The sequence below is a fragment of the Jeotgalibaca porci genome (assembly GCF_011299095.1).
Classification (GTDB): Bacteria; Bacillota; Bacilli; order Lactobacillales; family Aerococcaceae; genus Jeotgalibaca; species Jeotgalibaca porci.
Map to the genome: position 1 here is coordinate 517,602 of NZ_CP049889.1, position 12,336 is coordinate 529,937.

General features: G+C 40.7%; 12 protein-coding genes and 1 other annotated feature. All 12 genes read right to left on the reverse strand.

What is annotated here, in order from left to right; all coding sequences use genetic code 11:
* Positions 1 to 249: 249 nt before the first annotated feature.
* Entirely contained in the window at positions 250 to 1,173 is a 924-nt protein-coding gene (locus G7058_RS02700; RefSeq protein WP_166062103.1) for an IS3 family transposase, read from the reverse strand.
* Between the two features lie 11 nt (positions 1,174 to 1,184).
* Positions 1,185 to 1,505, reverse strand: coding sequence for a transposase (locus tag G7058_RS02705; protein ID WP_166062104.1), 321 nt, complete (start codon positions 1,503 to 1,505; stop codon positions 1,185 to 1,187).
* A gap of 162 nt (positions 1,506 to 1,667) precedes the next feature.
* Positions 1,668 to 4,439 (reverse strand): isoleucine--tRNA ligase, encoded by a 2,772-nt coding sequence (ileS, locus tag G7058_RS02710; RefSeq protein ID WP_166062105.1) that lies wholly within the window; start codon positions 4,437 to 4,439, stop codon positions 1,668 to 1,670.
* Positions 4,440 to 4,497: 58 nt separating this feature from the next.
* Positions 4,498 to 4,713: a binding site (T-box leader), on the reverse strand.
* Positions 4,714 to 4,720: 7 nt separating this feature from the next.
* The gene (locus G7058_RS02715; RefSeq protein ID WP_166062106.1) at positions 4,721 to 5,347 is read right to left on the reverse strand and encodes a DivIVA domain-containing protein; all 627 of its coding nucleotides are present in this window, start codon (positions 5,345 to 5,347) and stop codon (positions 4,721 to 4,723) included.
* A gap of 26 nt (positions 5,348 to 5,373) precedes the next feature.
* The gene (locus G7058_RS02720; RefSeq protein WP_166062107.1) at positions 5,374 to 6,153 is read right to left on the reverse strand and encodes a YlmH family RNA-binding protein; all 780 of its coding nucleotides are present in this window, start codon (positions 6,151 to 6,153) and stop codon (positions 5,374 to 5,376) included.
* A 21-nt stretch (positions 6,154 to 6,174) separates the two neighbouring features.
* Positions 6,175 to 6,462 carry a YggT family protein gene (locus tag G7058_RS02725; protein WP_166062108.1) on the reverse strand — a complete coding sequence of 96 codons (288 nt, stop codon included), beginning with the start codon at positions 6,460 to 6,462 and terminating at the stop codon, positions 6,175 to 6,177.
* Positions 6,463 to 6,503: 41 nt separating this feature from the next.
* On the reverse strand, positions 6,504 to 6,938 hold the full coding sequence (locus tag G7058_RS02730) for a cell division protein SepF (protein ID WP_166062109.1): 435 nt from the start codon (positions 6,936 to 6,938) through the stop codon (positions 6,504 to 6,506).
* Positions 6,939 to 6,958: 20 nt separating this feature from the next.
* Positions 6,959 to 7,639: a YggS family pyridoxal phosphate-dependent enzyme gene (locus tag G7058_RS02735; protein WP_166062110.1), complete on the reverse strand. Its 681-nt coding sequence runs from the start codon at positions 7,637 to 7,639 to the stop codon at positions 6,959 to 6,961.
* 2 nt (positions 7,640 to 7,641) lie between these two features.
* Positions 7,642 to 8,901, reverse strand: coding sequence for a cell division protein FtsZ (ftsZ, locus tag G7058_RS02740; RefSeq protein ID WP_166062111.1), 1,260 nt, complete (start codon positions 8,899 to 8,901; stop codon positions 7,642 to 7,644).
* 24 nt (positions 8,902 to 8,925) lie between these two features.
* On the reverse strand, positions 8,926 to 10,254 hold the full coding sequence (gene ftsA, locus G7058_RS02745; protein ID WP_166062112.1) for a cell division protein FtsA: 1,329 nt from the start codon (positions 10,252 to 10,254) through the stop codon (positions 8,926 to 8,928).
* Between the two features lie 183 nt (positions 10,255 to 10,437).
* A complete protein-coding gene (locus G7058_RS02750; protein WP_166062113.1) occupies positions 10,438 to 11,214 on the reverse strand; it encodes a cell division protein FtsQ/DivIB in 777 nt (258 codons plus the stop codon).
* A gap of 23 nt (positions 11,215 to 11,237) precedes the next feature.
* Complete coding sequence (gene murG / locus G7058_RS02755) at positions 11,238 to 12,335, reverse strand: undecaprenyldiphospho-muramoylpentapeptide beta-N-acetylglucosaminyltransferase (RefSeq protein ID WP_166062114.1); 1,098 nt, start codon at positions 12,333 to 12,335, stop codon at positions 11,238 to 11,240.
* Position 12,336 lies beyond the last annotated feature (1 nt).

Consider the following 12,336-nt stretch of genomic DNA (forward strand, 5'->3'; position numbering starts at 1 on the left):
GCAAGAGAAACACAAAATTTTGGGACTCATGGAATTGGGCAACTCAAATCTTGAAAGCCGTTTGAGTGGGCGTTATCATCGCGCTCATTAATTATCTTTGATAGTCTGCACAACTTCTTAAATTTAGGCAATCTTGTGCAGACTATTGCCCAATGTCTGCACAACTTCTTAAATTTGAGCAAACTTTGGAATTATGTCAAGAAAATGGACACTGAAAAAGAGAATACGGTCAAAAAATAAATGAATAAATCAAAGAGCGCAGGCAAGATGCGAAAGACATTCATAAAGAATTTTTTTAGGATAAGAAGCGCTCTTTTCGACGACTTGATACCGATATTCAAAGTTATCCGGTGAAAGGTACTCATTGTTTGAGTGGCGACGAACTGAGTTATAGAAAGAAGAAATGAACCAGTTTATTTTATGAGTGGCTTCTTCTTTTGTTCTGAAAGAATGCCGGTACACCCATTCTTTCTTGAGAGTCGCAAAGAAAGATTCCATACAAGCATTGTCATAGGGGTTGCCGCACCTACTCATACTACTTTTTGCCTTGATACTTTCTAACTTGTCGCGGTATTTATTCGAAGCGTATTGGCTTCCACGGTCCGAATGATGGATTAAATTGCTACCAGGATTGCGGAATAAGATGGCCATTTCAAGAGCTGCCAGTGGGCCTTCGGTCCGCATGTGATCAGTCACTTCCCAGCCTATGATTTTACGCGAATAAAGGTCCATGACACTGGACAGATATACCCACCCCTCACTCGTCCAGATATAGGTCAAATCGGATACCCACACCTGGTTTGGTTTTTTAACTTTAAAATTTTGGCGCAGAAGATTACGAGATACAGGATAGGCATGATCCGAATCTGTTGTGATGACAAAGTTTTTCTGCTTGCACGCGTATAATCCCAATTCCGCCATGAGACGGCCCACGGTTTTCTCCGATACGTTATAACCGGCTTCTTCCATATCTTTCTTAATGCGAGGAGCGCCATAGGTGCCGAAACTTTGGTGGAAAGAGTGTGTAATATCTATCTTCAGGTTCTCGCGAGACTGTTGCGTTTCGGTCAGTCCGCGCTCTTTCGTGGTAAGCCAATTGTAATATCCGCTCTTCGATACCCCCAAAGCTTCGCACATCCCCACAATTGAGAATTCACCTCGGTGGGCAGCCATAAACTGGAATTTTAATCCGGACTTTGCGTGAAGACATGCATCGCTTTTTTTAGGATGGCATTCTGTTCTTCTAGTTTGGCAATTTGCTTATCTCGTTCCCGTATTTCTTTTTCAAAGTCGCTCACAGTTTTAAATCCCGCCTTTGGCGATGGATTCTGAGGCTGAGGCTTAAAAACGGATTGGTTTTTCTTATACATACCAACCCATTTCTGAAGTGTGGAGTGAGAGATGTTCAATTCTCGGGCAAGTTCGGTGACTTTTCGCTTGTCTTCAACGACTAGACGACAAAGATAATCTTTATATTCTGGATCGAGATATTTACCAACCATCATGAACACATCCTTTTTTTGATTAACCCTATTATAATAAAAAAATGGCGGAGTTGCTGTGTCCACTATTTAGACTACCTCAAACTTGTGCAGACTTTGGTTACTTAAACTAAAAAAGCATCCACCATCCCTTGTTAAAGGAATAGCGGATGCTTTTAAAATTTCTTATTCTGCTTCTGTTTCTGGAACCAATGCTTCTGGGAATTCTGTACGGACGATGTCTGCACAGCGCTCACATAGTGTAGGCGCATCTTCGATTGTTCCCACTTCGGGTTTGATTGCACGACAACGTTGGCATGTTTCGCCTTCTGCATGTGCAACTTCAACACGAATTGCTTCAGCTTGATCTGCTTGAACAACATCCAATTGCGATACAATTAAGAGTTGTGCGAGATCAGAATCTTTACTGATTTCTGTTAGTAATTCAAATGTTTCTGCATTGGCATGTAGTGTCAAATGCGCTTCAAATGATTTACCAATTGTTTTTTCGTTACGTGCTTCTTCAAGTGATTTCAAGATGTCATCACGGACATCCATGAATTTCTCCCAAACAGCTAATACTTCAGCTTTATCAGAAACAGTAACTGCTTCTGGGAAGTCTGCTAATTGTGCGTACTCCTCTTCCTCTTTCAAATACTCCCAAATTTCTTCAGTTGTATGTGGAACGATTGGTGTCAAGAGACGCGTAATGCTCGCAAGCGCATCGTAGAATACTGTTTGCATTGAACGACGTACTTTGTCATTTTCACTTTCGATATAAACAACGTCTTTAGCGAAGTTCAAATAGAAAGCAGAAAGTTCCAATGTACAGAAGTTCATGATTGTTTGATAGATTGCAGAGAATTTATACTCTTTATAAGCAGCCAAACAAGTTTCAATTACTTCGTTCAAGCGGATAACAATATACTTATCGACAGAGCGCAATTCTTCATAAGCAACGCGGTGCTCTGAAGGATTGAAGTCTTCTGTATTTGCGACCAAGAAACGCATGGTGTTACGGATTTTACGGTATGTTTCAGATACTTGTTTCAAGATATCATCACTGATACGAACATCTGATTCGTAGTCAACAGAAGATACCCATAGACGGATAATGTCAGCACCCATGTTCTTAATTACTTTCTCAGGAAGAACAGTATTACCGATTGATTTACTCATTTTGCGGCCTTCGCCGTCCAAGACGAACCCTTGGGAAAGGACATTCTTATATGGCGCAACTTCGTTGATAGCCACACTTGTTGTCAAACTTGAGTTGAACCAACCACGGTATTGGTCGGATCCTTCCAAGTACATATCTGCTGGGAAAGTTAAATCATCGCGCTTACGCAAGACTGCTTCATGTGAAGAACCAGAGTCAAACCAAACGTCCATGATATCTGTTTCTTTTGTAAATAAACCGTTCGGGCTACCTTCATGCGTAAAGCCTTCTGGTAGTAAATCCTTCGCTTCACGTTCAAACCAAACATTTGAACCATTTTCGCCGATTAATTTCGCTACATGATCAATTGTTTCTGGTGTGATAATTGGTTCGTTATTTTCTGCGTAGAAAATTGGCAGCGGAACACCCCATACACGTTGACGGGAAATAACCCAGTCACCACGGTCGCGGATCATGTTGTGAATACGTACTTTACCGGATGGGTGAATCCAATTCACATTCTCGATTTCGTCCAAGATATCTTGACGGAATTTATCGATTGATGCAAACCATTGTGGTGTTGCCCGGAAGATAACCGGTTTTTTCGTACGCCAGTCATGCGGGTAGCTGTGCGTGAAGAAGTCTAATTTCAATAAGTGCCCTTTTTCTTCCAACAATTCTGTAATCAATTTGTTTGCTTTATCGTAGAAGATACCTTCAAAACCAGGTGCTTCATTTGTGAAGCATCCACGGTCGTCAACTGGAGAAAGAACGTCTAAACCGTATTTACGACCAATAATGTAGTCGTCATCCCCGTGTCCTGGAGCCGTATGCACAAGTCCTGTACCAGCTTCCAATGTTACGTGATCTCCGGTCATTACGAGTGATTCGCGGTCGTAGAACGGATGTTGTGCTGTCATGCGGTCTAATTCGTAGCCGCCCAACTCTTTCAATACTGAAACAGACTCCCAACCAATTTCATTGGTTACTGTTTCAAGCAATCCTTCAGCCACAACGAATTTTTTACCGTCTGCTTCAACTTGCACATATTTGAAATCAGGATGGACAGAAATACCCAAGTTAGCAGGCAATGTCCATGGTGTTGTTGTCCAGATTACAAATGATGTATCTGACTCCAACAAACCTTTACCATCTTTAACTGGGAAAGAAACATAAATAGATGCAGATTTCACATCTTTATATTCAATTTCTGCTTCAGCTAATGATGATTCACTCGATGGTGACCAGTAAATAGGTTTCAAACCTTTGTAAATATAGCCTTTTTCAGCCATTTTACCGAATACACGGATTTCTGCTTCTTCGTATTCCGGAGTCATCGTTACATAAGGCTCATCCCAATCGCCGGCGATTCCCAAGCGTTTGAATACGATACGTTGGCCGTCAATTTGTTGCCATGCGTAATCTTCACACATCTTACGGAACTCAGCTAAACTCATTTCTTTACGGTTTACACCTGAGTTAGTCAAAGCTTGTTCGATTGGCAAACCATGCGTATCCCAACCGGGTACGTACGGCGCTCTGAAGCCTGCCATTGATTTTGAACGTACGATAATGTCTTTACTGATTTTGTTCAAGGCATGTCCCATGTGGACTGCACCGTTTGCATATGGCGGGCCATCGTGTAAGACAAACGTTGGTTTGCCAGCATTCTTCTCTTGACGTTTCTCATAAACGCGGTTTTCTTCCCACTCTTTTTCGCGTTCTAGTTCACGGACTGGCAAGTTTGCTTTCATAGGAAAAGCAGTTTTTCCTAAAAGCAGGGTTTCTTTCATTTTCATGAATTGTATTCCTCCATTAATTTATTTTTTTCGGGAAAATAAAAAGACTCCTCCCTGGTATAGGGACGAAGTCTTCGTGGTACCACCCAATTTTAAAGCATTAAATAAGCTTTCTCTCGGAAACGGTTAACGCTGTTTAAGCGACTTTGCTTACTACATTGTTCAGCAAAATATTTCATGGATGATCCTTTATTTACAGAGACTGTTGACCTTGCACCGTTCGTCAACTCGCTATAAGTATATAAATTCCGGTTGTTCCAATCATTAATTACTCATGTATTCTACTTTGTTTCTGTAGAAATATCAATAGCTTCTACTTGTCCTTCATCTTCGTCTTCGGTAACTTCTGTATCAAAATTGGATGCTTTCGCCAAATCATCAACTTTATGAGTGCGATTCATCAATACTTCATCCAATGTCGGTGTATGAATATCTTTTTCAGGTGTTGTGTTCAACAAGATATCCCATTCTTCATTATTGATTAAATTCATTTGCGTTTCAACCATCAATTGTAGTTTTTGTCTGAAGTTACGACTTTCACGACGAACATTTGCTGTTTCGCGATTAATGTCATCTGCTTTTTCAGCGGCTTCTTTCAATAATTTATCTGCACTTTTTTCAGCTTCAAATAAAATTATTTCAGCTTCTTTACGTGCATTTTCTTTCAAACGATCGGCTGCATCCTGTGCAACGACAATAGATTTATTAAGAGCATCTTGAAGTGTCTCAAAATGTTGTAATTTCTCTTCGGCGAACTTAAGATTTTTTTCTGCATCTTTTTGATCTTTCAGTAACAACTCAAATTCATGTTTTACCTGATCCAGAAAGTCATCGACTTGTTCTTTGTCATAGCCTCTCATTTTTGCATCAAATTCTTTGTGTTGGATATCTAACGGTGTTATTGCCATGTCTCTACCATTCCTCTCAACTTTGTTCATTTACGAAGGACGCCTATTTCAATGCGCCATTTATCTTTTTTTGATTTTCCTTCAATTTCTCTAAGTTGGATACGTCCATACCCTCTTATTGAGAGAATGTCCCGCAGACCCAATTCAAAGTCGGGACGGTCATAGGTTGCCCAGTTCAGTTTGACCTTTCCTCCTGAAACAAGTTCTTTTGCGCGTTGACGCGAAATATTGTAGACAGAAGAAATTAAGGTATCTATGCGAAGCGAGCTGACTGTATCATGTTCAACGGCCCAATCATCAGTTGGAACCAGTAAATCTGTATATTCTTTTTGTTCTAAGCGAACGGTTGTCTTACCTACCTTTGTCACTTGAGACAATACATAGTCCCGCACTGACTCAGATACATAAAACTGCCAACGCACTCCATCCGACATAATATCACCAAACATCTCACGGCGCAGACCAGATCCCACTAAGGTACCTAGTATTTGTCCATGAGACAAGGTTGTAAACTTTTCGGGATAATTCACTTCGATCAAAAGCAGTTCGAAGTCTTCCAACTTGGGTTGGAAATAATCCGGATAAATCAAGGCACGCTTTCTCTCGGCAGCTTCATAACCACCATAAAACTGTGTGCGAACTTCGCCTCTTTTACCGATTACCATCTCAATGATGTATTGTTGCCGCGGATCAAGAAAGTCGGTGAGGTACGGTGCATATTGTTGCTGCACCTGTACGACCCAAGATTCGACCATATCAATAAACGGTTGTTCTTCTTTACGAAAATGTTGGTACACTTGCTCCATCGTGCTCCCCTCCATTCCTGACTATAGGACTAAGCGAAGAAGAAATATAAGAATTGCCTGTGCGCCGTACTCCACTAAACGTAGAAATAATATTGCAAATAAAACACTAAAACTAACCATTCCTACTGAAGGGATAATACGACGAAAAACGTTTAAATAAGGTTCGACCAGTCGCGCAACGAATTGCCCGAATCTGGAGGTTTGTGCATTTGGCAACCATGTTAGCAACGCATAGATAACGAGTAAAGTCGAATAAGCGTTAATAACAGTTGGAACCACATCCAACAACCATATTAATATTCGTGCCATTCGTGACTCCTTTCTTACCATGTTTTTTGCATGGTGTCAGATTAGTAGTAATAATTATCGCGTGGTTCTTCTGTTTCCATTTTAGCGATTTCGACATCGTGTGGCGTACAAAGGAAAATACCTTCGCCTACTTGCTTAATGTCACCACTGATGGCATAGACTGAGCCTGCGACAAAGTCAATGACTTTGACCGCTTGATCATGTTCCATTCGCTGGAAATTCAGAAGAACAGACTCATTATTAAGTAAATAATCCACTATCCGCTCAGATTCTGAGTAAACACGCGGTTCTATAATGTGAATACTTGATTTCTGATTGGCTTGGCGTTTCCCCATTGGGATAACTTTACCTCTCGGTTGGATCATTGGTCTGTGAGTGGCTTCGGATTCATATTCATTAGAAGGAGAATAGTCGTCAACCGGCTCTATTTCGTCATCTAATCCAAAAAAGTTTCGAAAACTATCTTTGATACTCATCGTACTTCCTCACTTTATCGTTATTCAGTCTCTTCAAAAAAAGATGAGCCAATACGGACAAACGTTGCCCCTTCTTGGATAGCAATCGGATAGTCACGGCTCATACCCATGCTCGTTTCAGTACACGGAGCATAGGGTAGATTTCTCTCCGCTACTGCTTCTTGTAATTTTTTCAATTGATAAAAAATGCGATGCAACGTTTCGTCGTCTGCATCAATGGGTGCCATTGTCATTAAACCAACCACTTGAATCTGTGGATAAGCTTCTAACAGCGTAATAAAATCTTGCAGTTCTTCAGGTGACAGACCATGTTTCGATGCTTCGCCTGCGACATTTACCTGTACGAAACAGGCCATTTGTTTTTCGGCGCGTTTGTTTATTTCTTTTGCTAAGGATTCACGATCCAACGCGTGGAAATAATCAATTCGGTTAATCACATCTTTCACTTTTCGGGTCTGTAAGGAACCGATAAAGTGCCATTTAATGTCTGTTTGCTTGAAATGCGCTTGCTTTTCAATTAAGCCTTCAACTCGGTTCTCGCCAAAATGATTCAAACCTTGTTCGTAAAGAACTTCTGTTTCTTCCAGCGACCGTAATTTTGTAACCGCAACGCAAGTTACTGCGTCACGGTTACGGTTTACGGCGTTCAGTTCCATTTCAATAGTCGCAGCTATCTCACGACAATTTGAAAGAATAGTCATGATTATCTACGTCTTTTACGGAAGAATGGTGGCGTTTCTAATTCATCATCACCGGACTCTTCTTCAGTCGTTTGTTGGTAACGTGGATAGTTCTCATTTGTTGGTTGTACATTCGTGTCACGAACGCTGGATTCACGACGAATGTCCCAATCACCAAACAAATCTTTCTCTGGTTCTACTTCTTTTTCAGGTGCTGCTTGGCGCTCTTCTCTTTCGATTTGAGGCGCTTGTTGTGGCGCTACTTCTTTGCGTCCACGAAAGGGGCTTCCGCCACGGTTAGCAGCTTTTTTTTCTTCTTTTTTACGGTCGTTATCGATACCTGTTGCAATAACAGTAACGATTACTTCGTCGCCTAAATCTTCGTTAATAGATGTACCGAAGATAATGTTCACTTCACTTGTAGAAGCTTGTGCAACAATATCAGATGCATCTTGTGCTTCGAACAATGTTAAGTCTGAACCACCTGTGATGTTCAATAGGATTTGTTCTGCGCCATCGATAGAAACTTCCAACAATGGAGAAGAAATAGCTTTCTTAGTCGCTTCAGCTGTACGGTTCTCACCAGAAGCAACCCCGATACCCATCAATGCTGAACCTTGGTCCTTCATAACAGTATTTACGTCTGCGAAGTCTAAGTTTACATATCCTGGAGCTGTAATGAGATCAGAAATACCTTGTACACCTTGACGCAATACGTTGTCAGCTTCACGGAACGCTTCCAACATCGGTGTTTTCTTGTCAACAATTTCAAGTAGACGGTTGTTAGAAATAATAACCAATGTGTCTACATTTTGTTTCATTTCTGCAATACCTTCTGCAGCGTGACGACCTCTCTTAGGTCCTTCAAAGCTAAATGGACGTGTTACAACGCCGACTGTTAACGCACCTTGTTCTTTAGCAATTTTTGCAACGATTGGTGCTGCACCAGTACCAGTACCGCCACCCATTCCGCATGTAACGAAAATCATGTCTGCTCCGGATAATGCTTCAGCTAATTGTGCTTCACTTTCTTCTGCAGCTTTGCGTCCCATATCAGGAATTGAACCAGCACCTAGTCCTTTTGTTAGCTTAGGTCCTAATTGAATTTTTACTTCTGCTCTTGAAGCGTTTAATGCTTGTGTATCTGTATTTGCTACGATAAATTCTACGCCTTTAACGTCTTCTTCGATCATACGGTTAACGGCGTTCCCACCGGCACCACCGACACCAATTACTTTAACTTTTGCTCCACTACTCATGATTGAGTCGAATTCCAATTCCATTACTTTTCCTCCTACTTGTCTCTATTATTCAAAGATAGATTGTATGAATTGTTTAGCTTGTTCGATAAATGATGGCTTTTGATTCTCAGCCATTTCTTCTGGTTGTTGCATGTGTGTCTGCTCTTGTTGCATTTGAACAGGCTTTTGTTGTTTATGTTGCATTGGGACAACTTTCGCTGCTTCGTGAACAGGTTTCCCTGCTTTCTTTTTCGCAACCAGATTAATTTCATCTTGCTCGCCCATATATTTGATTAGTCCCAAGCTTGTTGCAAAAATCGGATTACGCATCCCCATCTCTTCAGGAACATAATGCTTCACGTTCACTTCGAAGATTTCTTCTGCGAGTTCCAAAACGCCAGGTATTGCGGATCCACCACCCGTTAGGACAATGCCGCCTGGTAGTTCACGCGCTTCAACTTGATCTAATGCTTTTTTGATTGTGTTAAAGATTTGTACAACACGTGCTTCAATTATCTCAGATAAATATTTTTCATCAACCTTAACCGGCTCTTCTTTGCCAATAACAGGTACTGGGAAAAATTCATCATCGGAAGCATCTTCAGGAATTGCATAGCCGTATTCACGTTTAATGTACTCAGCATTTTCCATCGTTGTATTTAAGATAATGGAGATATCTTTTGTGACCAGGCTGCCGCCTTCTGGATCGACATACACGAATTTCAATTGGTTATCATGCATCACAGATGCCGTCGTTTGACCGCCACCCATGTCAATTAAAATCGTTCCAAAATCACGCTCACCACGGTTCATCGCAATGCTTGAAACAGCTAAGGGTTGGACAACCATGTCTTGGATAACCAAGCCCGCACGTTCCACACAACGCTTGATGTTGTGGATAATTGTTTTTGGTCCCGTAATCATACTTGCGTATAATTCTAAACGGACACCAATCATACCACGTGGATCACGGATACCGTCAAAGCCATCGACGATGAATTCTTCTGGAATAACAGAAATAATTTCACGTTCAGGCGGTAAAGACCGAACACGTGCTGCTTCAAAAACATTTTGAACATCACGGTCTGTAATTTCCTTGTTTTCACTCGCTACGGCATACATGCCATGGCACGGCTCGATGCTGATTTGATTTCCAGGAATTCCTACTACTACTTGTTGAATTTTAGTTCCAGATTTTTTTTCTGCTTGTTCAACTGCTTTTTTGATAGATGCGACTGTTTCGTCAATATCGACAATCACACCACGATTGAGCCCTTTTGATACTTCATTCCCTACTCCAATAACGTTCAATTGATTGTTATAATATTCCGCTACAACGACTTTTATTGAAGTGGTTCCAATATCTAGGCTGACAAATGAACCTTGTTTCTTCATTTTATTGAAACCTCCATTTTACTGATGCATGCATAAAACAAAAATAACCTTTGTGATATTGATGGTTCAATGTTGCTTCGTTTTTATTTTGCTAATTACTAAAAATGTTTATACCTTATCTATTTTAGCATAACCACGCACTGTTTTTAAGTTTTTTAACAATTAATCAAAGGATTTTTTTGTTTATTCTTCCGTTTGTGTTTCTATATCAATTTCTTTCTCAGTCACACTGTTAAACGGAGTGAAAAACACGCCGACCTCCATGTCGATTATCCCTTTTTTTCCCTTCAACTTTTGTATGATATCAGGGTAATAAGCTAACTTGTTAGAAAAGTCAGTGATATTGGCAATCACTTGATTCCCATCATTCATATAAATCGAGATTTTATAAGGGTTTGTTTTTGTACCCATATACTGAATCTCTGAAATCGTATCATGAATATCTTTACTCATATCTTTGAAACCGCTGATAAACTCATTCAAAAGCGGACCTTGTTCAAACTTAGTCAGCAATGGTTTATTCCCCATTGGAAATTTTAATGATTCATTCAGAATCATTCCGTTCTCCAGAATACTCTGATAACGGTTGTTTTCACTCAAATAAGCGAGTGTTTGGTAGTCTGCTACCTTAATAATGATATCATTTAAACCGGTACGCTTGACAGTAACAGCCTTAACTTGTGGCAAAGAGGCCATTATTTGTGCTTCAATTGCTTTTTCACTCGCTAACGTACCAATAACGGTCTGTTTTGATGTAATCTTCGAAGCATCTAAAACGAGTTGATCCGGAATGGTTGAATCTCCTTCTACAAATAGTTCTCCAACTTTGCCATATGGCGAAATGAGAAATCCCGTTATCATCAAACCGACTGTGAATACCAAGTACAAAACAGAATAATTCTTTTTACTTGGCTGTGCTTGCTTATTCATTTTTTCTTTCCAGGAGCCAAACCATCTCATTGTGCGCTCACCTCCGACTGAGATTACATGATTTCTTGCATGACTGCAAAGAGGCGGTCACTCGCGTCCGGAACGCCCAATTCAATCGCACGTACAGACATCTTTTCGCGTTTTTCTTTATTCGTCAGCAATAGTTCAATGGTGTCATATAAACGTGTGCCATTCAAATCCGCTTCTTCAATAATCATAGCTGCACCATTATTAGCCAAACTTTCTGCGTTTCGCAGTTGATGATTCGCTGTCACATAGGGACTTGGAATTAAAACACTTGGAATCCCCAGCGCTGTTAATTCTGTCAATGTTGTCGCACCACTGCGACAGACAACAAGTTCAACTTTACGGAAAAGTGCCGGCATGTTATCGGTATAAGGCAGAACCTTTACATTTGAAATACCGGGTAGCAAACTCGAAATTTGTTTTTCAACTTTTTCGAAATGTCTCTCACCAGTAATCAAAATAGCCTGCATATTTTCACCAGCAAAACGAGCGGCTGCTTCTACCAGCGATTGATTAATTTTCTCAGCACCACGACTACCACCAAAAACAAGGGCAGTCGGTAAATCATTTGATAGACCATAATCGGTCAAGTTCGCTGTCTCCGTAATATCGACTACTTCCTGTGCACGCGGGTTACCCGTGTAGACCACTTTATTTCCATATTTTCCGAAGTCTTGACGTACATCTTCGAAACAAATTGCAATACGGTCTACAAAGCGAGCCAGAAATTTATTGGTTACGCCTGCGACAGAATTTTGCTCATGAATAACGGTAGGAATATTTAAGCGTGAAGCTGCATATAAAACCGGTGCACAGACATAGCCACCTGTCCCGATGACAACATCAGGATTAAATTCTTTTACAATTTTTTTTGATTTTTGGACGCTCGTTAACATCAAGTAGACTGTTTTTAAATTATCAAGCGATAATGAACGTTTCAGTCCTTGAATATCGACTGAACGAAAAGGAACCCCTGCTTTGGGAACAATCGTGCTTTCCAACCCACGTTCCGTTCCTACGTACAGAAATTCCGCATCCGGATGAACGGTTTTAATACGGCGCATTAATGCCAGGGCCGGATAAATATGGCCACCGGTACCGCCGCCAGATAGTAATATTTTCACG